The 23,949-nt window shown below is 70.7% G+C and carries 19 protein-coding genes; 7 read left to right on the top strand and 12 right to left on the bottom strand.

Annotated elements, in window-relative coordinates; translation table 11 throughout:
• Positions 1–22: 22 nt before the first annotated feature.
• From K2F54_RS14505 to K2F54_RS14490, 4 genes are all read right to left on the bottom strand, one after another.
• Positions 23–583, bottom strand: coding sequence for a cysteine hydrolase family protein (locus K2F54_RS14505; protein WP_220606566.1), 561 nt, complete (start codon positions 581–583; stop codon positions 23–25).
• Complete coding sequence (locus K2F54_RS14500) at positions 580–2,073, bottom strand: purine-cytosine permease family protein (RefSeq protein WP_220606565.1); 1,494 nt, start codon at positions 2,071–2,073, stop codon at positions 580–582. Before K2F54_RS14500 ends, K2F54_RS14505 begins: the two co-directional genes overlap by 4 nt.
• 70 nt (positions 2,074–2,143) lie before the next feature.
• Complete coding sequence (locus K2F54_RS14495) at positions 2,144–3,052, bottom strand: serine hydrolase (protein WP_220606564.1); 909 nt, start codon at positions 3,050–3,052, stop codon at positions 2,144–2,146.
• Positions 3,053–3,136: 84 nt separating this feature from the next.
• Positions 3,137–5,101, bottom strand: a complete 1,965-nt coding sequence (locus K2F54_RS14490; RefSeq protein ID WP_220606563.1) for a M13 family metallopeptidase — start codon at positions 5,099–5,101, stop codon at positions 3,137–3,139.
• 150 nt (positions 5,102–5,251) lie between these two features.
• On the opposite strand from K2F54_RS14490, the gene K2F54_RS14485 reads away from it, so the two are divergent.
• Positions 5,252–6,181, top strand: coding sequence for an NADP-dependent oxidoreductase (locus tag K2F54_RS14485; protein ID WP_220606562.1), 930 nt, complete (start codon positions 5,252–5,254; stop codon positions 6,179–6,181).
• 24 nt (positions 6,182–6,205) lie between these two features.
• On the opposite strand, the gene K2F54_RS14480 is transcribed toward K2F54_RS14485, so the two are convergent.
• Positions 6,206–7,768 (bottom strand): chitinase, encoded by a 1,563-nt coding sequence (locus K2F54_RS14480; RefSeq protein WP_220606561.1) that lies wholly within the window; start codon positions 7,766–7,768, stop codon positions 6,206–6,208.
• A gap of 76 nt (positions 7,769–7,844) precedes the next feature.
• Here K2F54_RS14480 and K2F54_RS14475 point away from each other — a divergent pair, with 76 nt between their 5' ends.
• Positions 7,845–10,142, top strand: coding sequence for a glycosyltransferase family 2 protein (locus K2F54_RS14475; RefSeq protein WP_220606560.1), 2,298 nt, complete (start codon positions 7,845–7,847; stop codon positions 10,140–10,142).
• A 54-nt stretch (positions 10,143–10,196) separates the two neighbouring features.
• Here the strand turns inward: K2F54_RS14475 and K2F54_RS14470 are convergent, their stop codons facing one another.
• Positions 10,197–11,870, bottom strand: a complete 1,674-nt coding sequence (locus tag K2F54_RS14470; RefSeq protein ID WP_220606559.1) for an ABC transporter permease — start codon at positions 11,868–11,870, stop codon at positions 10,197–10,199.
• Entirely contained in the window at positions 11,867–12,838 is a 972-nt protein-coding gene (locus K2F54_RS14465; RefSeq protein WP_220606558.1) for an ABC transporter ATP-binding protein, read from the bottom strand. Before K2F54_RS14465 ends, K2F54_RS14470 begins: the two co-directional genes overlap by 4 nt.
• A gap of 132 nt (positions 12,839–12,970) precedes the next feature.
• On the opposite strand from K2F54_RS14465, the gene K2F54_RS14460 reads away from it, so the two are divergent.
• Positions 12,971–14,254 (top strand): MATE family efflux transporter, encoded by a 1,284-nt coding sequence (locus K2F54_RS14460; protein ID WP_220606557.1) that lies wholly within the window; start codon positions 12,971–12,973, stop codon positions 14,252–14,254.
• 11 nt (positions 14,255–14,265) lie between these two features.
• Here K2F54_RS14460 and K2F54_RS14455 read toward each other — a convergent pair whose 3' ends face one another.
• The 3 genes from K2F54_RS14455 to K2F54_RS14445 are packed head-to-tail and all read right to left on the bottom strand — an operon-like array spanning position 14,266 to position 18,055.
• Positions 14,266–15,414 carry an ABC transporter ATP-binding protein gene (locus tag K2F54_RS14455; protein ID WP_220606556.1) on the bottom strand — a complete coding sequence of 383 codons (1,149 nt, stop codon included), beginning with the start codon at positions 15,412–15,414 and terminating at the stop codon, positions 14,266–14,268.
• Entirely contained in the window at positions 15,411–16,970 is a 1,560-nt protein-coding gene (locus K2F54_RS14450) for an ABC transporter permease (protein ID WP_220606555.1), read from the bottom strand. The genes K2F54_RS14455 and K2F54_RS14450 overlap by 4 nt, the downstream gene beginning before the upstream one ends.
• A gap of 41 nt (positions 16,971–17,011) precedes the next feature.
• A complete protein-coding gene (locus K2F54_RS14445; RefSeq protein ID WP_220606554.1) occupies positions 17,012–18,055 on the bottom strand; it encodes an extracellular solute-binding protein in 1,044 nt (347 codons plus the stop codon).
• Between the two features lie 203 nt (positions 18,056–18,258).
• Between K2F54_RS14445 and K2F54_RS14440 the strand changes: the two genes are divergently transcribed.
• The 3 genes from K2F54_RS14440 (at position 18,259) to K2F54_RS14430 (ending at position 21,154) form a co-directional block, all read left to right on the top strand.
• Complete coding sequence (locus K2F54_RS14440) at positions 18,259–19,530, top strand: MFS transporter (protein ID WP_308287678.1); 1,272 nt, start codon at positions 18,259–18,261, stop codon at positions 19,528–19,530.
• A 9-nt stretch (positions 19,531–19,539) separates the two neighbouring features.
• On the top strand, positions 19,540–20,235 hold the full coding sequence (gene nucS / locus K2F54_RS14435) for an endonuclease NucS (protein WP_220606552.1): 696 nt from the start codon (positions 19,540–19,542) through the stop codon (positions 20,233–20,235).
• 241 nt (positions 20,236–20,476) lie between these two features.
• Positions 20,477–21,154, top strand: a complete 678-nt coding sequence (locus K2F54_RS14430) for an HAD hydrolase-like protein (RefSeq protein ID WP_220606551.1) — start codon at positions 20,477–20,479, stop codon at positions 21,152–21,154.
• A gap of 98 nt (positions 21,155–21,252) precedes the next feature.
• On the opposite strand, the gene hxlA is transcribed toward K2F54_RS14430, so the two are convergent.
• Both hxlA and hxlB read right to left on the bottom strand, forming a co-directional pair.
• On the bottom strand, positions 21,253–21,876 hold the full coding sequence (gene hxlA / locus K2F54_RS14425; protein ID WP_220606550.1) for a 3-hexulose-6-phosphate synthase: 624 nt from the start codon (positions 21,874–21,876) through the stop codon (positions 21,253–21,255).
• A gap of 43 nt (positions 21,877–21,919) precedes the next feature.
• Entirely contained in the window at positions 21,920–22,549 is a 630-nt protein-coding gene (hxlB, locus tag K2F54_RS14420; protein WP_220606549.1) for a 6-phospho-3-hexuloisomerase, read from the bottom strand.
• A 113-nt stretch (positions 22,550–22,662) separates the two neighbouring features.
• On the opposite strand from hxlB, the gene K2F54_RS14415 reads away from it, so the two are divergent.
• Entirely contained in the window at positions 22,663–23,934 is a 1,272-nt protein-coding gene (locus K2F54_RS14415; RefSeq protein WP_255577132.1) for a LuxR C-terminal-related transcriptional regulator, read from the top strand.
• Positions 23,935–23,949 lie beyond the last annotated feature (15 nt).

The raw sequence follows: 23,949 nt of genomic DNA, 5'->3' as shown, positions 1-23,949 counted from the left end.
CACCCCGACGGGCACGGCGGGGTCAGCGCGCGAGGCCGCGTTCGGCGAGGATCTCCTCGACGGTGGTGATCTCGATCAGCGGTGCGTACAGCGCCATGATGTTCAGCGCCCGCCGGTGGTCGGCGTCGGTGAGCCCCGCGCAGGCGTCAGCCACGACCCGCACGCGCACCCCGTCATCGGCCGCGGCGAGCGCCGTGGAGAGCACACAACAGTCAGTGGAGACCCCGGCCAGGACGATATCGCGGGTGTCGCCGAGCGCCGCGCGGGTGCCGGCATCCCACTTGCCGAAGGTGGACCGTTCGATGAGCACGGCGTCACCGGGCGGCAGGGCCGGCATCAGGTCGTACAGGCCGGCGTTGCCGGGGTCCAGCGCGAACGAGAACCGCTCGTAGTAGGGCACCCAGGCGCCCATCGGTGTCTCAGGGGCCACGAACCGGCTCAGCGCCGTGCGGCCGGGGAAGAGTTGGCGCAGCCGGACGGCCCCGGCCTCTGCCTCGGCGAAGCGCGGCGTGAACCACTCGCTCTGCGGCTCACCGAAGATGCGTTGCAGGTCGATCAGGACCAACCAGGACCCGGCGCTCACGCGCGCTCCGCCGCATCCATCGCGTCCGTCAGGTGGTCACCGTCGGCCAGCGGCAGGGCCTCCTGGCGGCGCACGGCGCCGCGGCCGAGAACCAGGGTGCCGGCGAAGCCGATCACCAGGGCGACGAGCACACCGAGGTTGGCGTAGGCCCAGTCACCCTCGCGGCCGCCGAGACCGACGGGGTCGAGCAGGTAACCCTGCCAGGCCAGCCACTCGGCCGACCCGTTGGTGACCAGGCCCCAGCCGATCACCGCGCCGAACACGATGAGCAGAATCGCGCTCCAGCGCACGCTGCCGTACCGGCCGGCGGGGTCGAACAGGTCCCTGGCCGAGTAGCCGGTGCGGCGCATCAGCACGTCGGCCATGACGATGCCGCACCAGGCGGCCACTGGCACACCGAGGGTGATCAGGAAGCCCTGGAACGGGCCGAGGAAGTCGGCCGCGAAGAAGACCACGTAGATCGCGCCGAGCACCATGATCACGCCGTCGATGGCCGCTGCGACGGGTCTGGGCACACGCACCCCGGTGCTGAGCAGCGCCAGGCCGGAGGAGTAGACGTCGAGCACGGCGCCGCCGACCAGGCCGAGCACGGCGGTGAGCGCGAACGGGATGAGGAACCAGACCGGCAGGATGGTGGTGAGCGCGCCGATCGGGTCGATGGCGATGGCCGCGCTGAGCTCGGGCGACGAGCCGGCCAGCAACAGGCCGAAGAGCAGCAGGATGAGCGGTGCCAGCGACGCGCCGAAGGTGGTCCAGCCGATCACCCCCGCGCTCGACGCGGTGCGCGGCAGGTAGCGGGAGTAGTCGGCGGCGGCGTTCACCCAGCCCAGGCCGAAGCCGGTCATCATGAACACCAGCGCCCCGATCACCTGCGGGGTGGACCCGGCCGGGATGGCGGCGATGGTGGCGACGTCGATCTGGCCGAAGGTGAGCACGATGTACACCACGGTGAGCACGCCGGTGATGATGGTGATCCATTTCTGCAGCTTCATGATGAAGTCGAAGCCGAGGATGCCGCCGGTGACGATCAACGCCGCCACGACGATCAACGCCACCACCTTGGTGGTGTCGCCGGCGGCGAGTCCGAGCTCGCCGAGCACGGTGGCCGTGGCCAGCACGGCGAGGGACGCCAGCACGGTCTCCCAGCCGACCGTGAGCATCCAGGACAGCGCGGAGGGAACCCGGTTGCCGTGCACACCGAACGCGGCCCTGCCCAGGGTCATGGTGGGCGCGTGCCCCCGCTTGCCGGCCAGGGCGATGAACCCGCAGAACAGGAACGACAGCACGATTCCGATGCCGCCGACGATGGTGGCCTGCCAGAAGGAAATGCCGAAGCCGAGCAGGAACGAGCCGTAGCTGACCCCGAGCACCGACACGTTGGCGGCGAACCACGGCCAGAACAGGTCGCGCGGATGCCCCCGATGCTCGCTCTGGTCGATCGAGTTGATGCCGTTCACTTCCACGCTCAGCGCGCTGGTCTGCTCACCCATGCGATGACCCTACCCGTGCGGAAGGCCGCAACCCGCCGATTTTCGGGCGCGGCTCCCGGATCGAGAATCGTCAGTGCACGTATTCGAGCAGGTCAAGACCCACCGACCGCATGCCGTCGAGCACCGAGAGACGGCTCGAGAGGTTGTGATCCTCGAAGAAGACCGAGACCGCGTAGGCGACGCCGGCCCGCGGGCCGCGCAGCACACCGACGTCGCTGCGCACGCCCGCGTCTGAGCCGGTCTTGTTCACCAGCAGCACCCCGTGCGACGGCTGCCGGTGGGCGTGCGGGGAGAGCCCGAACGCGCTGGCGACCATGGACAGGTCGGAGTTCAACGACAGCCAGCCGAGCACCCGTTCGCTGCCCTCGTCGTCGAGGATCTCGCCGCGGGCCAGGGCCGTGAACAGCCAGGTGAGCTCGTTGGCGCTGCCGATGGACAGGTTGGGGGCGTCGTCGGGGCCGCGGCTGTCGCGCACCAGGTCGAGCAGCCCGGTTCGGGCCAGGCCGAGTTCCTCGGTGCGCCGCCGCACGGCCTCGAGTCCGACGGCGCGCAGCAGAACATTGGTGGCCAGGTTGTCGTTCGTGGCGCCGACGAGGGCGGCAAGGTCGGCCACCGGCAGCGACGGCGCCTGCAGGTGCTGCCACAGCCCGGATCCGGCCACGGAGTCGCTCACCGTGCGGTCGAGGATCGTGTACGCACCGAAGTCGGGGTCGCGCAGCCGGGAGGCGACCTCGATCAGCAGCAGCACGGTGCCCACCCCGGCCATCGGCATCACCACGTGGTCGTCGACGGAGAGCAGCACCCGGCCGGTGGCCAGGTCGGTGGCGCGGGCGGACACCTGCGCTCCGCCCATGGCGAGCTCGCCGAGCGACTGGAAACCCCGGTCGAAACTGGACGGCACCGGTGCCTCGCGGTGTTTGCCGTGCCGGTCGACGGCGTGCCGGGAACGTCTTTCTGATTCCTGTGCTGGCGCGACCACTACTGTACTGTCCTTACCGCTCTCACGGGCTGCTTCGGCCCTCGCGAACACCCTAACCCACCGGGTTTCACCCCGCTCGGGTCGCTACCAGATCGTGACGCGCTTCTCAGGCGCCAGCCACGCCGCATCCGTCTCGGTGACGCCGAAGGCGCTGTAGTACTCGTCGATGTTCGCCACGATCTGGTTGCAGCGAAACTCGTTCGGCGAGTGCGGGTCGATGGCCAGCAGACGGATGGCCTCCTCGTCGCGCAGCTTCATCTGCCAGGCCTGCGCCCAGGAGAGGAAGAACCGCGCTGCGCCGGTGAGACCGTCGATGACGGGCGGTTCTGCGCCCTCGAGGGAGAGCAGGTACGCCTTCCAGGCGATGGACAGGCCGCCGAGGTCGCCGATGTTCTCGCCGATGGTGAGGGCGCCGTTGACGTGGTGGTCGGGCACCTGCGCCGGCGAGAGCGCGTCGAATTGCTCGATCAGCGATGCGGTGCGCTGCTCGAACGCCGCCTTGTCGGCCTCGGTCCACCAGTCGGTGAGCCTGCCGTCGCCGTCGTACTTGGAGCCCTGGTCGTCGAAGCCGTGGCCGATCTCGTGGCCGATGACGGCACCGATCGCGCCGTAGTTCGCGGCCGCATCCCTGTTCACGTCGAAGAACGGCAGTTGCAGGATGGCGGCGGGGAAGACGATCTCGTTGAAGCCGGGGTTGTAATAGGCGTTGATGGTCTGCGGGGTCATGAACCACTCGTCGCGGTCGAGCGGGTTGCCGATCTTGCCGAGTTCGCGGTGGAACTCGAACTCCCCGACGGCGCGCACGTTCTTGATCAGGTCGCCCGGCTCGATGCTGAGGCTGGAATAGTCCCGCCACTTCACCGGGAAGCCGATCTTGGGGGTGAACTTGTCCAGCTTCTCCAGCGCGCGGCCGCGGGTCTCCGCCGTCATCCAGTCCAGCCCGGTGATGCTGGCCCGGTATGCCTCGACGAGGTGACCGACGAGCACGTCCATGCTGGTCTTGGCGTCCGGTGAGAAGTGCCGCTCGACGTAGATCCGGCCAACGGCCTCGCCGAGCGAGCCCTCCACCAGCGAGACGCCGCGCTTCCAGCGCGCCCGCATCTGCGGGGTGCCGGTGAGGGTGCGGCCGTAGAAGTCGAAGTTAGCCTCGACGAAATCGCTCGACAGGTACGACGCGCTCGAGCGGATGACCTGCCAGCGCAGCCAGTCCCGCCAGGCGTCGAGCCGGTCGTCCGTGAGCATCTCGGCCAGGCCCACCACGAAGCTGGGCTCGCGCACCACGAGTTCCGCGAACGCCTCGGCCGGGGCATCCAGGCCCTGCAGCCAGAGGTCGAGGTCGGCACCGGCGGCGAGCGCGGAGAGCTGGTCCCAGGTCTTGAGGTTGTAGGTCTTCTCGCTGTCGCGGGTGCGCACGTTGTCCCAGTGGTGACTGGCCAGCTCGGTCTCGAGGGCGACGATGCGGCCGGCACGCCCCTGGGCGTCGTCGAGGCCGGCGAGGGTGAGCATCCGTTCGACGAACGCGAGGTAGGCGGTGCGCACATCGGCGAACTTCTCCTCGCGGTAGTAGGACTCGTCCGGCAGGCCCAGGCCGGCCTGCTCGACGAAGACCAGGTAGCGCTCGGGGTTGCCGGGGTCGTTGTCGACGTAGAGCTGGAAGGTGCCGGCCACTCCGGCCCGCTCGAGGCGGCCGAGGGTGGCCAGGAACACCGGCACGCTGCTGATGCCGTCGACGGTGGCCAGGTCGGCCGCGAGCGGGGTGGCGCCGAGCTGCTCGATGCGCTCCTCATCCATGAAGCTGGCGTAGAGGTCGCCGAACTTGCGCTCCTCTGTGCCCTCCTGCGCGGTCTGCGCCTCGAGGATGATCGCCTGCACGGCCTTCTCGGCCTCTTCGGCGAGCAGATAGAACGAGCCCCAGCGGGCCTTGTCGTTCGGGATCTCGGTGCGGGCGATCCACTTGCCGTTCACGTGGCGGAAGAGGTCGTCCTGCGGGCGCACGCCCGGGTCGAGTTCGTCGGTGTCGATTCCGGATGCAGTCACCTGATCAGTCATCGCACCAGCCTAAACCTCGTCGGCTGTTCAGAGGATGGGATCCGGTCGGAGTGGGACCATCGGCCATGGTGGGGGGTGGTGTGGCCATGGGACCATGAGCTTCACGGCGCTCCACCCGGGTCGCTGGTGACCCTGACCCAGGAGACCCCCATGCGCGTCATCACACTGCCCGAGTTCGGTTCCGCCCTCGAGCTGGCCGAGATCCAGACCCCCCAGCCGGCCGCGGGCGAGGTGCGCGTGCGCGTGCACGCCGCATCCGTGAACGGCTTCGACCTGGCCGTGGCCGCCGGCGCCCTCGATGGACTGCTCGAGCACCGTTTCCCCGTGGTGCTCGGCAAGGACTTCGCCGGCATCGTGGACGCCCTCGGCGACGGGGTGACCGGGTACGCGGTCGGCGACCGGGTCTTCGGTGTCGTCACCAAGGCGCACGTGGGCGACGGCTCGTTCGGCGAGTTCGTGGTCGTGGACGCCGCCACCGGCCTGGCCCAGCTGCCCGCGCAGATCGACTTCGCCCGTGGCGCCGCCCTGGGCCTGGCCGGGACCGCCGCCCAGGCCGCGGTGGATGCCGCCGAACTGACCGCAGGCAGTACCGTGCTGATCGTGGGTGCCACCGGAGGGGTGGGCAACCAGGCCGTGCAGCTGGCCGCGGCCACCGGCGCCACCGTGATCGCCACCGCCCGCACCGCACTCGGCATCGCGCAGGTACGGATGCTCGGCGCGAGCGAGATCGTCGACCACACCCAGAACCTTTCCGCGGCCGTGCTCGCCAGCCACACCGACGGCGTGGACGTCGTGCTGCACTTCGCCGGCGACGCGGCCACCGTGCTGCCGACGGTGCGCGCAGGCGGCCGTCTCATCTCCACCCTGCTCGGCTCGCCAGACCAGCTGACCCGCGACACCGTCACCGTCGTGCCGATCCACGCCGACCCCACCACGGCGGTGCTCACCCGCCTGGCCGAGAACCTGGCCGCCGGCCGGGTGTCGGTCACGGTGCAGGGCAGCTACGCGCTGGAGGACACGGCAGAGGCCCTCGACGACTTCGAGTCCGGGGCGCGCGGCAAGCTGGTGATCCTGCCGTAGCCACCCTCCCCACCGGGGGCCGGACTAGCCGGCCGCCGGTGGATCGAGTACGGCGTTGATCTCCGCCGGCGTCAGCTGGCGCCACGGCGAGACATCGGCATCAACCGCGGCAGCCTGCGGGCTGTCGCCGGTCGTCCACCACTTGGCTTCGAAGGTGTGCGAGTCGAACATCACCCGGTCCCCCGCGGTGAACACGCTTGAACCGTCCCACTCCGGGTAGCTTCCGGGCGGCAGCGTGGCGACCGGCACCGGCGTCTCGCCGGGCAGAACGGGTCCGATCAGGGTCCAGGGCGTCTCGGTGGCCTGCAGCACGGGGTTGTCTGGCAGGTCGCCCTGCGTCCAGTACTTCGCGACGTAGACCTCGCGATGCCACACCACCTTGGTGTCCTTGGCGTACGCCACCAGCTCCGACCACACCGGGTACGGGCTCGTCTCTGGGTCGTCGACCAGATCGGCGGCCGACGTCGTCGGCCCTGAGGTGGTCACGGCCCCCGCCGAGGCCTCCGGCGTGCCGGTGAAGGAGGCGCCGAGCAGGTCGGCGTAGCGCAGGTCGCCCTGGTCCACGCCGCTGCAGGAGTCGGAGACCCTGGTGACATCGGGGTAGTTCGACCCGCAGGTCTGGTCACGGTTGAGCGACCACATCGACACCCGTCCGATGCCGCTCTCGAGCCCGAACGCGTTCAGGGCCGTGGCGTCCTCGAGGGTGAGGATCTCGCCGGCCACATCGTTCTGACCGATCATCGGGGTCATCCCGATCTTGTTCCACAGTTCCCGGCTGCCCAACTCCACCCCCTGACGCTCGTAGAGCGTGCGCAGCTGGCTGTGGGTACCCGTCAGGGCCCCCTCGGTCGCCGCCACCATGCTCAGACCCTCCCGGCTGGCGCCGTAGTCCATGGTCATCACGTTCACACCGGCCAGGTCCACCCCGGCGTCGAGCATCTGGGCGACGGCCGTGGTGCCACCCTCCGAGAGCCCGGTGGGCAGGACCGGCAGGGTCAGCCAGACCGCCAACGGCGACTGGGTCGTCGAACGCTCCTGCTGGATGGCGGCGATCGCCTGTGCGCGCCGCTCGCCGGCGGCGGTGTCGGTGAGGTTCTCGCCCTCGATGTCGAGGTCGATGGTGTTCAGCGAGTACCGGTCGATCACCGACTCGTAGCCGCGCCGCAGGTCGGCGGCGTCGGTGCAGCCGGTGGCCAGCTCGTTGTTGAGCAGCCCCCCGAACGAGACCAGCACGTCACCGCCCTGCTGAATCCGGCGGGCCACCCGGCGATCCAGGTCAAGCGCGACGTCCGCCTCGTCGAGCGAGTAGTAGGTGCCCCAGGACGGTGTGCAGGCGTCGTCGGTGGACGCGACCACGAACGACAGCACCACGTGCGAGCCGGCCGGACCGGTCGGGTTCTCGAACGCATAGCTGGGCGTCGCGGTGACGTCGACGTAGCCGGCCATCCAGGCCGCTGCCCGCTCCGTGGTGGTGTCCTGGAACCAGCGCCAGCCCTGAAAACCGGAGAACAGCAGACCGGCGACGACGACGATCACGCCGGTCAGGCGAAGAATCGACAGCCGCTGGCCGGGAAAACGCTTGGACATGGGCACCCCGTTCATGGTTCACTACGATCACGATACAGTTGCATACAATTTCGGCGCGTGGGGAACTGAGGAAAAGATGGACCTGACCGGTGAGATTACGGCCGGACGCCGTCGTCAGTGGGGATCGGAGCGGCGCAGTGAGCCGCTCCCGATTGTGCACGCCCGACCCTCGACGCGCACCATCACCCTCGGGCGCCTCGGAATTGTATGCACGGTGGGCTTTTGGCTGTTCTACGTGTTCACGACCATCGTGCGGGAATTCGTCAACAACCCCGAGTCCGGGTTTCGCTTCACCGTCGAGGCCGTCGGCTATGTGACCGTGGTCACGATTCTCAGCTTCTCCGCGCTGATGTACCTCGTGGCCCGCCAGGGCGCCCTGTACCGGTTTCGCAGCCACGACCGGGTGCCGCGCGGTGAACTGGACCGGCACTTCGCCGACTACGACGAGGCCATCACCGTGCTCGTGCCCAGTTACGCGGAGGAGACCAACGTGGTGCGGGCCACCCTGTGGTCGGCGGCGCTGCAGGAATTCCCGCACCTGAGCGTGGTGCTGTTGCTCGACGACCCGCCGTTCCCGACCGATCCGGACAAGTTGGCCACGCTCACCGCCACCCGCGCGCTGCCCGGCCAGATCGAGGATGCCCTGCGGGAGCCCGGCGAGCGATTCCGGGCCGCCGCGGCGAACCGGGCGGCGCGTTTCGCCACCGACAGCGTCGTGGTGCACGCCGATGTCGAGCTTCTCGCCGCCGACTACGCGGCCGCGGCCGACTGGCTGGAGGCGCTGGCCGACGCCGAGCCGGTGGCCGACCACGTGGACGAGTTCTTCGTCGACCAGGTGATCATGGGCCTGGCCAGAGAGCTCCGGCTGTCCCTCCTGGCGCTGAACGCGTCACTGGCGCAGGGCAGCTATCCCACCGCTGAGGCTCTGGGAACCTTGGGGCTGCGCCTGGCCAGGGTGTTCACCAGCACGGTGGGGTTCTTCGAACGCAAACTGTTCTCGTCGCTCTCGCACGAGGCGAACAAGGCCATGAACCTGAACTCCTACATCGGACTGATGGGCACCAACTGGACGACCGAACAGACCTCGGACGGCGTGGTGTTGCGCGAGACCCCGGACGGTGACGTACCGGACCTCGTGGTGCCGGACAGCACCTACCTGCTCACCCTGGACGCCGATTCGCTGCTGCTGCGGGACTACTGCGTGCGCCTGGTCTACCTGCTCGAGCAGGCCGAGAACGCCCGGGTGGCCGTGACGCAGACGCCGTACTCGGCCTTCCGCGGGGCGCCCACCCGCATCGAACGCGTGGCCGGCGCGAGCACCGACCTGCAGCACATGCTGCACCAGGGCATGACCTACTTCAACGCCACCTTCTGGGTCGGCGCGAACGCCGTCATCCGCAAGCGTGCCCTCGAGGACATCGTGGAGACCGAGGTCGTGGCCGGCTTCACCGTGAAGACCTTCATCCAGGACCGCACCGTCATCGAGGACACCGAGTCGAGCATCGACCTGGGCACCCACGGCTGGACGCTGGTGAACTACCCCGAGCGGCTCAGCTACAGCGCCACCCCGCCCGACTTCGGGTCGCTGATCGTGCAGCGCCGGCGGTGGGCCAACGGTGGTCTGCTCATCCTGCCCAAGTTCTTCGATCAGCTGCGCACCAGGCGATTCAACCGCGAACACGTGCTGCTGACCGAGATCGCGCTGCGCGGCAACTACATGGCGTCGATCGCCTGGGGCAGTTTCGGCCTGCTGTTCCTGCTCGCCTACCCCTACGACAGCCGGCTGCTCAGCCCGTTCGTGTTCCTCGCCGCCATGCCGTACTTCATCGCCATGGGCTTCGACCTGCGCGAGGCCGGCCACCGGTTCAGCGACATTTTCCGCATCTACGGCTTCAACCTGGTGCTGCTGCCGGTCAACCTCGCCGGAGTGCTCAAGTCGTTCCAGCAGATGCTCAGCGGCGAGAAGATCCCGTTCGTGCGCACCCCCAAGGTGAAGGACCGCACCGCGGCCCCGGCACTGTACGTGGTGGTGCCGTACCTGATCGTGCTGTTCTCCCTGCTCACGCTCTACCGCGATGTGGTGCAGCAGAACTGGGGCAACGCCCTCTTCGCCGGGTTCAACGCGGTCATGGCCGCGTTCGCCATCCGCAACTACATCGGCCTCCGCAACTCGATCGTGGACATGTGGCTGGGCCTGCTCGGTTTCCTCTACGTGGACAAGAAGAAGCCCAAGAAGCCCCCGGTCGACCCGGCCTCGCTCGTCGATCCGACCAAGCCGGTCGACTGGCAGCGCATCCTGTACCACGGCGACCGCCGCCTGGCGCGGGACGTGCGGAGCACCAAGGACCGCCGTCGCCGGATCGGCATCCGCTGACCGGCGTGGGCTGACCCACCTCCACTGACCGGCTCAGGGGCGCAGGCCGGGCGGTCACCCGGCCAGATCGCGGCGGCGGATGCCCAGGGCCGCCGCGGCCGCGAGGAGCACGGCCAGCGCGCTCATCCACCAGGCGCCGCTCCAGTCCACCTCGGCGGCGGCCACCACGGGCGTGTGGCTGAACGGCGACAGGTCCTGCACCCAGTCGGGCAGGTCGAGCAGGTCCCCGAACTGGCCGATGACCACGGCGGCGAGCAGCAGGCCCCAGCTCAGGCCGATGCACAGGCGCGGCAGCACCGCCACGAGCACCGCGGCGACGGCGAGCAGCAGCAGCGCCGCGGGCACCTGGGCCGCGCCAGCCTGCACCACGCTCTCGATGCGGTCGGCGGCCGCATCCGTGGGCAGCAGACCGACCGCGGCCCCAGCCACGGCGGCCACGAGCACCAACGCGATGGCGACGACGCCGACGGTGAGGTAGTCGAACAGCCAGCGGATGCGGCCAAGGCCGGTACTGAGCATCGCCTCGGCCACTCCGGCGGCCTCCTCCTGGCGCGCCCGGAGCACGGCCTGGATGCCGGCGGCCGCGGCGATCACCCCGACGAGGCTGAACAGGGTGGCGGTGAAGAGGTCGATGATCGCGCCAGGGCCGCCGGCCAGGCCGACGAGCACGTTCTGGAAGACCGGGTTGCCCTCCATCAGGTCGACCACGGTTTCGCCGAGGCTGCCGGCCAACAGGCCGAAGAGCAGCCCGGTGATGGCCCAGCCGAGGATCGACGACCGTTGCAGCCGCCAGGCCAACCCCCACGACCCGCGCAGCAGCGCGCCGGCCGCCGGGCGGCCGGCGCGTTCGGCGAACACGCTCGAGCCGGTGTCGCGGCGGGACTGCAGCAGCACGGCAACGGCCACGAGCAGGGCGGCGCAGCCGAGGGCGAGCAGAAGCGGCGCCGGGTTGTTCTCGGTGAAGGCACGGGTGCGCTGGCCCCAGCCGATCGGGGACAGCCAGCTCGGCCAGGCGCTGGCCAGGCTCAGGCCGTCGGCGGCCGGAGTGCCGCCGGCGTCACCGACCGCCCGCAGCACGTACGCCACGCCGATGACGGCGGCGGCCAGCCCGTTCGCGCCGCGGGAGGTGCACATCAGCTGCGCCGCCACCAGGCCCACCCCGAGGAAGACGACGCCCGTGCCGGCCAGGGCGGCGCCGGTGAGGAGTGACCCGGTGGGATCCAGCCCGGCCACGACGAGAGCCGCGGCCACCACGGCGCCCGCACCCAGGGCCGCGACGGTGCCGAACAGCACCGTGGCCACCAACGGCACCACCCGGGACGCCACGGTGGCGCCGATCAGTTCGCTGCGGCCGGCCTCCTCCTCTGCGCGGCTGTGCCGCACCGCCAAGAACGTGCTCATGAACGCGACCGCGGCGGCGAGATTGGCGAACAGGCTGAAGAACAGCAGCGCGTCGGCGGCGGGGCCGCGCGGTTCGCCGCGCAGCATCAGGATGCTCGGCGTGCCCACCGCGATCTGCACGAGCGCCTCCCGGTCGGCGACGGTGCCGAAACTGGCGGGCACCGCGATGCCGCTGAGCAGGGCGATCAGCCCGAGGGAGAGCAGCCAGACCGGCACCTGCACGCGGTCCCGCCGCCAGCGCAACCGCAGCATCGGCCACAGGGTGGGCACCGCGGTCGCGGGCGGCGGCGTGATGGCCGCGCGGGCCGTGCCGGCGGCGGAGGTCATCGTTCGTGCCGAAGCTGATCGGGGGACGCCCCCGGGGTGTCGCTCTGCCCCTCCCCGTCGGCGCCGTAGTGGCGCAGGAACAGGCTCTCCAGCGTGGGCGGGGACACCGTCAGGCCCTGCACCCTCAGCTCGGCGAGGGCCGGCAGCAGGTCGGGCAGGGCGGCGCCGTCTATCGTGAAGCTCACCCGGCCGTCCCCCGCGACCAGATCCTGTGCGCCAGGCAGCCGCCCGCTCAGACCGGCCAGCTCGGCCGGCGTGACGTCGGCATCGGCGAAGGCCACCTCGGTGTGGGTGAGGTGGCGCAGTTCGGCCAGGGTGCCGGTCTCGATGATGCGGCCGGCACGGATGATGCTCACCCGGTCGCAGAGCCTCTCCACCTCGCTGAGGATGTGGCTGGACAGCAGCACGGTGGTGCCGGCCGCGACCGCGGCGGCGACCTCCGTCCGGAAGACGGCGTCCATCAACGGGTCGAGGCCCGAGGTGGGTTCGTCCAGAATGAGCAGCTCTGCCGGCACGCTGAACGCGGCGACCAGGGCCACCTTCTGCCGGTTGCCGGTGGAATAGGTGCGGCCCTTACGGGTCGGGTCCAGCTGGAAACGCTCGAGCAGCTGCCGCCGCCTGGCCTGGTAGGCCGGATCGCTGGTGCGGGCACCGCGCAGCCGGGCGAGCAGGTCGATCGCCTCGCCGCCGGAGAGGTTGGGCCACAGGCTGACGTCACCGGGCACGTAGCCGATGCGCCGGTGCAGGGCGGACGCATCCGCCCACGGATCACCGCCGAGCACTGTGGCCGAGCCGCCGCCGGCGCGCATCAGGCCGAGCAGGATGCGGATGGTGGTGGACTTACCTGCACCGTTCGGGCCGACGAAGCCGTGCACCTCGCCCTCGGCCACCGAGAGGTCGAGACCGGCCAAGGCCTGCACCCGGCCGAAGCGTTTGCTGAGATCACGCGTCTGAACAACAGGGTTCATAACCGTGAGACTACGCCCGACCCCGGGGGCTGTCCTCCCCTGCCGGTGCGGCCTGTCGGTGCGGCTAACTAGAGTCGAGACATCGAACTTCTACGCCCCCAACCCATCGACCGCGAGATCCGCCGGCTGGCCGTGCCTGCCCTCGGCGCGCTGATCGCCGAGCCCCTGTTCCTGCTGGCCGACTCTGCCATGGTCGGGCACCTCGGCGCGGTGCCGCTGGCCGGTCTGGGCCTGGCCAGCGCGGTGCTGCAGACCGTCATCGGCCTGATGGTGTTCCTGGCGTACAGCACGACACCGGCCGTGGCCCGCTGGCTCGGAGTCGGCGACCGGCGCCGCGCCGTCATGGTGGGGGTGGATGGCCTGTGGCTCGCGCTCGGCCTCGGGGTGGTGCTCGCCGCTGCGGGCTGGTTCACGGCACCCACGCTGGTGGCCGCCTTCGGCGCCGATGCCGAGGTGAGCAGGGCGGCGGCCGACTACCTGGGCCTGTCGATGCTGGGCGTGCCGGCCATGCTGCTGGTCTTCGCCGCCACCGGGCTGCTGCGTGGCCTGCAGGACACCCGCACCCCGCTCTGGGTCGCCGGGCTCGGCTTCCTGGTCAATATCGTGCTCAACGCGGTCTTCATCTACGGGATGGGCCTCGGCCTGATCGGCTCGGCACTGGGCACCGTGATCGCCCAGTGGGGCATGGTGGCGGTGTACGTCGTCATCGTCGTGCGGCACGCCCGGCGGGAGCGCGCGCCACTGCGACCGCACCGCGGCGGACTGGCCCGCGGGGCGACCAGCGGTGGCTGGCTGTTCCTGCGCACCGTGAGCCTGCGGGCGGCCATGCTGCTGGCCGTGTTCGTGGCCACCAGCCTCGGCTCCCCGGAGCTCGCGGCGTTCCAGGTGGCGATGACCCTGTTCGCCACCCTGGCCTTCGCCCTCGACGCCCTCGCCATCGCCGCGCAGGCCCTGGTCGGGCGCGGGCTCGGCGCGGGCGACGCCGAGCAGGTGCGCCAGGTGCTGCGCCGCTGCCTGGAGTGGGGCATCGGCGGCGGGCTGCTGCTCGGCCTGGTGCTGGTGGCCGTCAGCGGTGTGCTCGGCCGGGTATTCACCAACGATGAGGCCGTCACCGCGCTGCTGCCGCCGACCCTGATCGTGCTCGGCCTGTCCGTGCCGCTCGGCGGCCTGGTCTTCGTGCTCGACGGCGTGTTGATCGGGGCGGGCGACGCGCGATACCTGGCCCTCACGGGCCTGCTCAACCTGGCCGCCTTCGTTCCGCTGGCCGGCCTGGTGCTGCTCTGGGCGCCCGCAGGGGCACCAGGGCTGGCCTGGTTGATGGCCGCGTTCGCGCTCGGTTATCTGGGCGCCCGCGCGGTCACGCTCTCGCTACGCGCCCGGGGTTCCACCTGGATGCGCCCCGGCGCTCCGGTCTGACCCGACCCAGGTCAGCGGAGTGTCGCGTCGTCCGGCACCGAATCGGGGTCGGCCGGCACGGGGTCCGTCCTGACCGGGTAGGCCAGGACGGGATGGCGGATGCTCACTCTCACCCTGGTACCGCGTGCGGGCAGGTCTGGGGCGGCTATCCGCGCCCGCACGGGCTGGCCGGAGTCCAGCAGCACGCTGACCAGGGCGTCGTGCCCGGCATAGGCGATCGCGGTCACCGTGGCCGGCACACCACGCGCCCCGGTATCCGTCGGGTCGGCATCCCCGCGGTCGTCGACCACCCGCAGCCACTCCGGGCGGAGCATCACACGCACCGAGGCGCCCTCCTGGGGTTCAGCCACGCCAGGTCCGTCCTGATAGGCGGCATCGAGCAGACCGAACGCGCACTCGGCCCGACCATCGGACCAGCGCCCGTCGAGTTCGACGGTGTCACCGACAAAACCGGCGACCCACAGGCTGGCCGGTCGCTCGTAGACCTCTGCGGGGGTTCCCCACTGCAGGATGCGCCCGTGGCGCATGACCGCGATGAAGTCGGCCAGTGAGAGTGCCTCCTCCTGGTCGTGGGTCACCAGCAGGCTCGTGTTCTGCTGGGACCTGAGCAACTCCGCCACTTCGATCCGCAGGGCGGAGCGCAACAGGGGGTCCAGGGCCGCGAACGGTTCGTCCAGCAACATCAGATCGGGCCGGGAGGCGAGTGCCCTGGCCAGGGACACCCGTTGGGCCTGCCCGCCGGAGAGCTGCGAAGGAGCCCGCTCGGTGAGCCCGCCGAGCCCGACGATGGCGGCCAGCTCGTCGATCCGGGCCCGGCGTGCTTCACGGCCGCCGCGGCCGCCGCGAGGGAGGCCGAATCCGATGTTCTCGCCGACAGACAGGTGCGGGAAGAGCGCCGCGTCCTGGGGCACCCAGCCGATGCCGCGCTTCTCCGGAGGGACCGTGTTCCTGGCCGACGAGAGCAACCGGTCCCCGACCCTGATGGTGCCCGCGGTGGCGGGGAGCAGGCCGGCAATGGCACGCAGCAGGGTGGTCTTGCCGCAGCCGCTGGGTCCGAGCACGGCGACCAGGCTGCCACGCGGGATGGTCAGGGTGATGCCGTCCAGCACGACGGCGTCGCCGTAGCCGACCCGCAGATCCTCAACCGAGACCCCACTCACACTTCCTCCTTCGCGACACCGCGGATGCCGGACAGGATGACGGCCGGCACGGCCGCCAGCAATACCAGGGCTGCCGCGTACGGCGCCGCGGCCCCGAACTCGAAAACCGTGGTGCGGTTCCACAGCTCGGTCGCCAGCGTCGAGATGCCTGTGGGCCGCAAGAGCAGCGTCGCAGGCAATTCTTTCATGACCGAGATCGCCACCAGCAGCGCGCCGATGCCCACGGACGGCAGGGCGAGCGGCGCGGTGACCCGCCACCAGACCGCCAACGGCGAGAGCCCGAGCATCCGGGACACGTCCAGAAGACTGCCGGGCACGGCGGCGATCCCGCCCCGCATGGTGCCGATGGCCTTGGGCATGAACAGCACGGCGTAGCCGAAAACGAGCACAACGACGCTCTGGTAGAGCGCCGGCATCACCGAGAGGGTGAAGAACACGAGGGAGAGCCCCACCACGATGCCCGGCAGCGCATGCCCGAGAAAGCCCACCGACTCGATGGCGGACACCAGCCGGCCGCGGTACCGGGCGGCGAGGGCCGCGACGGGCAGCGCGAGCACGGCAGCGACGAGCGCACCGGCCACCGCGAGACCGAGTGTCGCGCCGATGGCCTCCGCCAGCCGCACCAGGTCGATCTCCCGCAGGGTCTCCGCATCGACCAGTCGGCTGACCAGCCCGGCCACCGGTACCGCGACACCGAGCCCCGGAGCGATCAGCAGCACACCCAGCGCCGGCACAAGGGCCCGCCCCGGCCGAATGGTCCCCGGAGCGTTCCGCCCTGGACTGTGCACGACCCTGCCACGGCTGCGGCGTTCCCCGGCCACGACCACCAGGGCGAGCACCACCAGCACCAGGGCGAGCATGGCGGCCTGATTACGGTCGAAACTCGCTCCGTAGGCGGCGTTGATTCCCCAGGTGAGGGTCTGGAACCGGAGCATCGAGACGAGGCCGAAATCGCTCAGGGCGTAGAGGCCCACGAGCAGGCCGCCGGCGATCGCGGCCGGCCGGATCCGCGGCCAGGTCGCCGCCCTGAACGCACCGAGGGGACCACGGCCGAGCGTTCTGGCCACGGCTTCCAGGTCTCCGGAGGCCCCGCGCAGGGCCGCAGCGACGGGCAACGTCACATACGGGGTGCAGACCACGCTCAGCACGAGCCAACTTGCCCAGAAGCCGTTGAAACCGGGAAACCAGACCAGCCAGCCGTACGCGGCGAGGTACGAGGGCACCGCGAGTGGCAACGCCGACACGAGCAGCCAGGCCCGCGCGGACGGCAAGCGCAACCGGGTGAGCAGCCAGGCGCTCAGAGTGCCCAGCACGAGGCAGGTCACGGTGACGAAGGCGGCCAGCACCACCGAGTTGAGGGTCAGCGTGAGCACCCGCGGGCGCAGCAGGGTGTCGGCCAGCTCCGCCAGGCCGGCATCCGCCGAGCGCACCACGAGGTAGACGAGAGGGATGGCCGCAGCAGCCGCGCAGACCGCCGCGAGCCCGACCAGCCACGCCGGCGCGCGACCGACCCGCGACCGGGGGGATCGGCCGCGCGTGGCTGACTCGAGGGTCACGGTAGCCGTGGGGTTCCTTCTGTTCGGGCGGGCGGAGCGGGCTAGATCAGGCCGTACTGGCTGAGCAGCTCCTGGGTGACCTCGAGGGATTCGAGGTCGCTGAGGTCGAGGTCGGGGTTGACCAGGGAGTCCAGTGGCGGCAGGTCGGCCGGGGCATCGACGCCCTCGATGAGCGGGTACTCGAAGGTCTCGTCGACGAAGTACTGCTGGGCCTCGGCCGAGACCAGGAACTCGATGAACGCGAGGGCGTCGGCATCCGTCTCACCGGTCTGCAGCAGGCCCGCGCCGCTCACATTGACGATCGCGCCTGCGTCGCCCTGCTCGGGGAAGGAGAGCTGTGCACGCATGTTCTCTGCACCGGTTTCGGCGGCCTGGGCGTACCAGTAGTAGTGATTGAGCAGACCGGCTTCGACGACCCCCTCGTTGACCGCGGCGAGCAGGGCGCCGTTGTTCTCGAAGATCTGCGGCTTGTTCGCCGCGATGGCAGCGACCCAGGCGTCGGCCGCCTCCTCGCCGTTGAGCACGCGGTAGGCGGTGATGAAGGCCTGGAAACTGGCGTTGCTCGGAGCGATCCCGAATCGGCCCGCCCAGGCGTCGTCGGTGAAGGCGTCGACGGAATCGGGCACCTCGGCGGCGGTGAGCGCCTCGCCGTCATAGACGATCACACGCGCCCGACCGGTGACGCCGACCCAGCTGTCGTCGGTCGAGGTGAAACCGGCCGGTACGGCGGCGGTGATGCTCTCCGGCAGGGTGGCGAACCGGCCGGCGTTGCTCAAGGCGCCGAGGGCACCCGCATCCTGGGAGAGGAAGACCTGAGCCGGGCTCTGGTCGCCCTCCTCGAGCAGCAGGGCGCCGAGCTCGGCGGTGTTGCCGTAGCGCACCTCGACGTCGGTGCCGGATTGCTCCTCGAACAGGTCGATCAGCGGCTGTACGAGCGCCTCGTCACGGCCGGAGTAGAGGGTGAAAACGCCGTCAGAGCTCGCGGCGGTGGCGGAATCCGTCGAGGCGGGTTCGGCCGGGGTGCATGCCGTCACCGCGACGGTGACGGTGGCGACAAGAAGGACGAGTGGGAGAGCGCGGCGCATCAGGGGACTCCTCAGGAAATGACAATTGCTTAGGTGAGGCTAGCCTAAGCGGCTGAGCCAAGCCAATCCAGGGTGACCGGCCTGGCCCGCGGTCGCAGCCCGCCAACGCGTCTCACCCGATGCGCGCCTGCCCAGGCCACCTCCCGGGTCGCGGCCCCCGGGGAGACTAGCGTGAAGGCACCGCCTCGATGTCAGGACCTCCCGTGACCCAGCCCGAACACACGCCCGCCCCCGGGTTTGCACTGTCCCGCCGGAGCCTCGTGGCCTGGCGCACCGCGGTCTTCGCGATCTTCTTCATCAGCGGCCTCGGTCTGGCCTCCTGGGTCTCCCGGGTGCCGACGGTGCGCGACGGGCTGTCCCTCCGCACGGATCAGCTGGGTCTGCTCATCTTTGGGCTGTCGGCAGGATCGGTGCTCGGGCTGATGGTGGCGGTGTGGCTGCTCGCCGGCCTCGGCGCGCGCCGGGCGATGGTCCTGAGCACCTTCATCTCCTCGATCGGGCTGATCACCGTGGGGGCCGGCGCCAGCTATTGGGGATCGGCGCCGGTCGCCTTCCTCGGGCTGGCCCTGGTGGGCTTCGGCCTGGGATCGCTTGACGTGATGATGAACGTCGAGGGTGCCGACGTCGAACGCCAGCTCGGCAGCACCCTGATGCCGCTGCTGCACGCCTGCTTCAGCCTGGGCACGGTGGTCGGGGCTCTCGTCGGCGCCGGCGCATCCGCCCTCGCCGTGCCGGTCTTCTGGCACCTCACCGCGATGGCGATCGTCATCGTGGCCACCGCGATCGTGGCGGTGCGGTTCATTCCGGTGCGCCCTGAACTCGGCGACGCGGCCGGGCACACGACCGCACACCCGCACGAGAGCGCCGTTCGTCCCGATTGGCGCGAGCGCCTGCGGGCCGGCCTGCTGGTCTGGCGTGACCGCAAGATCCTCCTGATCGGCATGATCGTGCTCGGCATGACCTTCGCCGAAGGGTCGGCCAGCGACTGGCTGGCGCTGGCCGTCGTCGACGGGCACGGCCAGAGCGATGCCACCGGCGCCCTCGTCTTCGGGGTGTTCGTGACCGCGATGACCGTGGGCCGGGTGGCGGGCGGGCCGCTGATCGACCGGTTCGGTCGGGTGCCCGTGCTTCGCACCTGCGCACTACTGGGGGTCGTGGGCCTGGTCCTGGTGATCCTCGCGCCGGCAACCTGGCTGCTGGTTCTCGGCACCGTGCTGTGGGGCCTCGGCGCCTCGCTCGGCTTCCCGGTGGGTATGTCGGCCGCCGCCGACGACACCGCCAACGCCGCCGCCAGGGTGAGCGCCGTCGCCATGATCGGCTATTTCGCCTTCCTGGTCGGGCCGCCCCTGCTGGGCCTGCTCGGCGAGCAGGTGGGCATCCTGAACGCCCTCGTCGTGATCGTGGTGCTCATGGCGCTGGCCGGGCTGGCCGCTCCCGCCGCCCGGGAGCGCACCGAGACCCCCGCCGCCGGTTAAGCTCGTTCAGTGCGCCTCGTTATAGCAAAATGCTCAGTTGACTACGCCGGGCGCCTCAGCGCGCATCTGCCGCTGGCGACCCGCCTGCTCATGCTCAAGTCCGACGGCAGTCTGCTCGTGCACTCCGACGGCGGCTCGTACAAGCCGCTGAACTGGATGAGCCCGCCGTGCAGCCTCGCCGTGTCGGCGCCGGACGAGCTGCAGGTGGAGGCCGGTGTCACCGAGCTGTGGACCGTGACGCACACCAAGACCGCCGACCAGCTCATCGTGAGCATCTACGAGGTCGAGCACGACTCCGCGCACGACCTCGGCATCGACCCCGGCCTGATCAAGGACGGCGTCGAGGCGCACCTGCAGAAGCTGCTCGCCGAACACATCCACCTCCTCGGCGACGGCCACACCCTGGTGCGCCGCGAGTACATGACGGCGATCGGCCCGGTCGACATCCTGGCCAGGGATGCGCAGGGCGCCTCGGTGGCCGTCGAACTCAAGCGCCGCGGCGACATCGACGGCGTCGAGCAGCTCACCCGCTACCTCGAGCTGATGAACCGCGACCCGCACCTGGCGCCCGTGGTGGGCGTGTTCGCCGCACAGCAGATCAAGCCCCAGGCGCGGACGCTGGCCGAGGACCGTGGCATCCGTTGCCTGGTGCTCGACTATGACGCGATGCGCGGCCTTGACGACACCGCCTCAAAACTCTTCTAGCTGCTCAACCCGGTCCCACCCGCGGCCAACTGTTCCCCGTGCGGGCAATTGCGCCCGGCACACCGGGCGCAATTGTCCGATCCGGCAACAGTTGGGGCGGCGGGCACCGACCCGGCAGCGTTCGGGCTGACCAGCGGCGGGTTCGGCTGTCAGCACCTGACTCGGAACGGCCCCCGACGGGCCGCGTTGCCATACCCTGATTGGGGTACACGTGCAAGGGTAGCGCTCCCACGGCCCTAAGATGTTGCGAGTGAACCCCACCCTGACGCGCACCTGGAGCGCCATCCTCTTCGATCTTGACGGAACCATCACGGATTCCGCCCCCGCGATCACGAACTCGTTGGCCCGCACCTTCGCCCTCCTCGGCCGGCCGGTTCCCACCGACGCCGAGCTGATGGCCTACGTCGGCCCGCCCCTGCTGGCCGCATTCGGCGAGTACGCCGGCATGACGCCGGACGAGGCCCTCGAAGCCCTGGCCGTGTACCGTGCCGACTACCAGGGCCCGGCCTCACTGGACACCGCGGTCTACCCCGGCGTCGCCGGCCTGCTCGAGCGCATCCACGAGTCGGGCATCCCGCTCGGCCTGGCCACGAGCAAGCCAGAGCACACCGCTATCGCGATCCTCGAGCACTTCGACCTCGCCAAGTACTTCACCATCATGGTGGGCGCGACCGAGAACGAGTCCCGCAGCAGCAAGGCCGACATCGTCGCCGAGGCGATCGTGCGCTTCAAGGCCGCCGACGTCGACACCTCCGCCGTCGTCATGGTCGGCGACCGCATCTACGACGCCGAGGGTGCCAGCGCCCACGGCGTGCCGACCATCCTCGTCGAGTGGGGCTACGGCTCCCCCGCGGAGGCCGCACTGGCCACCGCCGTGGTGCACTCCACCGACCAGCTCGGCAAACTGCTCCTCGGCTGACCGGCGCCCGGCGCCGAGTTGCCGCAAAAATGCCCCTTCACGACGGTGAAGGGGCATTTTTTGGCATGTCGCGCGGATGCGACTGACTGGGCGGGCGGCTAGCTGATGGCGGCGCGCAGCTCGGCAGCGGCGGCGGCCGGGTCGTCTGCACCGTAGATCGCGCCACCGGCAACGGCCACGTCGGCACCGGCCTTCTGCACCGCTGCGATGGTGGCAACGCTGACGCCGCCGGCCAGGGAGAACGGCACCTGGGCGGTCTCGCCGGCGCTGAGCAGGGTGTCGAGGGTGAAGCCCTCCTCGGCCTGCTCGTCGAGACCGGCGTGCATCTCCACGAACACGGCGCCGAGCGCGATGACCTCGCGGGCCCTGGTCACCTTGTCGGACACCCCGATGAGGTCGACGACGATGCCCTTGTTGTGCTTGGTGGCGGCCGCGACGGCGCCCACGATGGTGCTGTCACCGGCCGTGCCGAGCACGGTGACGAGGTCTGCGCCGGCGGTGAAGGCGATGTCGGCCTCGAGCTCACCGGCATCCATCGTCTTGAGGTCGGCGAAGACGATCTTGTCGGGGTGGGCCTGCTTGATCGCGGTGACCGCGCGCAGTCCCTCCGCCTTGATCAGCGGGGTGCCGAGCTCGATGATGTCGACGTGCGGGGCGACCTTGCCGGCCAGTGCCAGCGCGTCGGCGGTGGTGAGAACGTCCATTGCTACCTGAAGCTTCATGAGGATCTGCTTTCTGTCGTGAGTGGGAGGGGAAGGAGTGGGGCTATTCGAGGTTCGCGTGCCGCGGCCAGAGCTCGTCGGCCGTGGCGCCGGATGCCTGCCAGAGCGTGTGGAAGAGCGCGTCGCCGATGACCATGACGGCCTGCTCGAAGAGCGCGCCGGAGTACTGGGCCGAGAGCGTGCCGCCGTGGTCCTGTTTCTGGGCGGCGGGGATGACGACGCTGACGGCGGCCAGGTCGGCCAACGGTGATTCCGCTGCCGTGGTGAGCACGAGCACGGAGGCGCCCACCGAGCGTGCGGTCTCGGCCGCACGCACGGTGCCGGCGGTGCTGCCGGAGCCGCTGGCCACCAGGAGGGCATCGGTGGCGGTGATCGCCGGGGTGCTGACGTCGCCCACCACGTGCACGGTGAGACCGAGGTGCATCAGGCGCATCGCCGTCATCCGCAGAGCCAGGCCGGATCGGCCGGCGCCGAGCACGAATACCCGGTCGGCGGCGCGCAGCCGCTCGGCCATCACCGCGAGGGAGGCGGCGGTATCGGGCGACGAGGCCCGCCGGGCGGCCACGCCGGTGTGCTCGGCCAGGATGAGGTCGACGGCCGAGATGACCGCGCGACCCTGGTCGGCGGGTGCGGCGACGGTGGAGTCGGTGGGGCTGACGTCGGTAGTGGGCATCCATCTATGGTGGCCGCCCCGGCCGCGGGGCGCCGCCCACCGAACGGGCGGCCGACCTACCCGGACGGGTAGGCAGATCCGGCCGGGCGGCCGGGTCCGGGTAGGCTGAGCCGATGAAGTCCATGGCCAACCCCCGTTCCATCGAGCTGCTCGACGCCCTGCAGGCCGTCGTGGCGAGCTCCCTGCTCGAGATCGCCGGCGGGTTCTCCGAGCTGCTGCAGCCGCTGATCGGGCATACCGCCCTGGTGATCTTCACCGAGGACTGCACCGGCCGTCCGCAGAAGAAGGCCGGCGACCCGGCCATCATCGACGAGGTCACCCTGGTCGAGCTGGACGCCGTGCGCCGTTCCCTCGCCTCTGACGCCTCCGACCCGTGGGGTCTCCGTGCCGTGATCGGCGGCACCGACCGCCCGATCACCGCCTGGCTGGCCACGACCGGCGCCCTCCTGGTGCTCACCGACCCCGAGCTCACCCCGGCCGGCGGCACCGACCCCGAGTCCACCCACGCGCTCGTCGGCCGGCTCTGGCAGCTCGTGGCCACGAGCATCCGCCAGCAGGTGGCGTCGGCGGCGCCCGCCTACCTGCTCGACTCGCGCGCGGCGTCAGCCGAGCGGGCCAAGCTCATCGCCGACCTCACGGATGCCCACTCCACGGCCCTCGAGTCGATGCTCGCGGTGCTGCGCTCCAGCACCGTGAGCGCGGAGGCCGCCCGCCAGACCGTCACCGACCTGGCCGCGAGCGCGATGGTCAACCTGCGCGCGGTCTCCGACCGCGACCGGTCGCTGGCCGAGGAGCCGGTGGCGGCGGCGTTCGCCCGGCTGCGTGACGATCTGCGGCCGCTCGCGCGCTTCGGCGACCTCGACGTGCAGTTCATCGAACCGCCCGCGAACGGTCGGGCCCTGCCCGGCGAGGTCGCGCACGCGGGCCGCGCCATCGTGCGCGGGGCGGTGCTGGCGCTGGTGGAACAGGCCGGGGTGAGCCGGGTGCGGGTGCAGTGGGACTGCGACGGCAGCAACCTGCTCATCCAGATCCGCGACGACGGCGCCGGCACCCTCACCACCGACTCCCCCGGCGTGGGACCGGTCACCGCCAGGGTCGCCGCACTCGGCGGCACCTTCGGCGTGCAGGCCACCGCGGGCTGGGGTTCAGAGCTCACCGTGTCACTGCCGCTGGACGCTCCCCTGGCCCCGCTGTCACCGGCCTCGGAGTGGGGACTCAGCCCGCGCGAGCAGGGTGTGCTCGCTCTGGTCGCCGGCGGCGCACGCAACAAGGCCATCGCCGCGGAGCTGTTGATCAGCGAGAACACCGTGAAGTTCCACGTGGCCAACCTGCTGCGCAAGGTGGGCGCCTCCACCCGCGCCGAGCTGGCCTCCCTGGTGCGTTAGCCCCCAGGAGCACGT

It is taken from the genome of Cryobacterium inferilacus (genome assembly GCF_019599185.1).
Classification (GTDB): Bacteria; Actinomycetota; Actinomycetes; order Actinomycetales; family Microbacteriaceae; genus Cryobacterium; species Cryobacterium inferilacus.
This window is presented reverse-complemented; position numbering and strand designations above follow the sequence as displayed.

Excerpts from the sequence above, each read along its gene's own strand:
- K2F54_RS14500 (WP_220606565.1), bottom strand. The coding sequence starts at position 2,073 with ATGGGTGAGCAGACCAGCGCGCTGAGCGTGGAAGTGAACGGCATCAAC.
- K2F54_RS14490 (WP_220606563.1), bottom strand. The coding sequence starts at position 5,101 with ATGACTGATCAGGTGACTGCATCCGGAATCGACACCGACGAACTCGAC.
- K2F54_RS14485 (WP_220606562.1), top strand. The coding sequence starts at position 5,252 with ATGCGCGTCATCACACTGCCCGAGTTCGGTTCCGCCCTCGAGCTGGCC.
- K2F54_RS14480 (WP_220606561.1), bottom strand. The coding sequence starts at position 7,768 with ATGTCCAAGCGTTTTCCCGGCCAGCGGCTGTCGATTCTTCGCCTGACC.
- K2F54_RS14475 (WP_220606560.1), top strand. The coding sequence starts at position 7,845 with ATGGACCTGACCGGTGAGATTACGGCCGGACGCCGTCGTCAGTGGGGA.
- K2F54_RS14470 (WP_220606559.1), bottom strand. The coding sequence starts at position 11,870 with ATGACCTCCGCCGCCGGCACGGCCCGCGCGGCCATCACGCCGCCGCCC.
- K2F54_RS14465 (WP_220606558.1), bottom strand. The coding sequence starts at position 12,838 with ATGAACCCTGTTGTTCAGACGCGTGATCTCAGCAAACGCTTCGGCCGG.
- K2F54_RS14445 (WP_220606554.1), bottom strand. The coding sequence starts at position 18,055 with ATGCGCCGCGCTCTCCCACTCGTCCTTCTTGTCGCCACCGTCACCGTC.
- K2F54_RS14430 (WP_220606551.1), top strand. The coding sequence starts at position 20,477 with ATGTTGCGAGTGAACCCCACCCTGACGCGCACCTGGAGCGCCATCCTC.
- hxlA (WP_220606550.1), bottom strand. The coding sequence starts at position 21,876 with ATGAAGCTTCAGGTAGCAATGGACGTTCTCACCACCGCCGACGCGCTG.
- hxlB (WP_220606549.1), bottom strand. The coding sequence starts at position 22,549 with ATGCCCACTACCGACGTCAGCCCCACCGACTCCACCGTCGCCGCACCC.
- K2F54_RS14415 (WP_255577132.1), top strand. The coding sequence starts at position 22,663 with ATGAAGTCCATGGCCAACCCCCGTTCCATCGAGCTGCTCGACGCCCTG.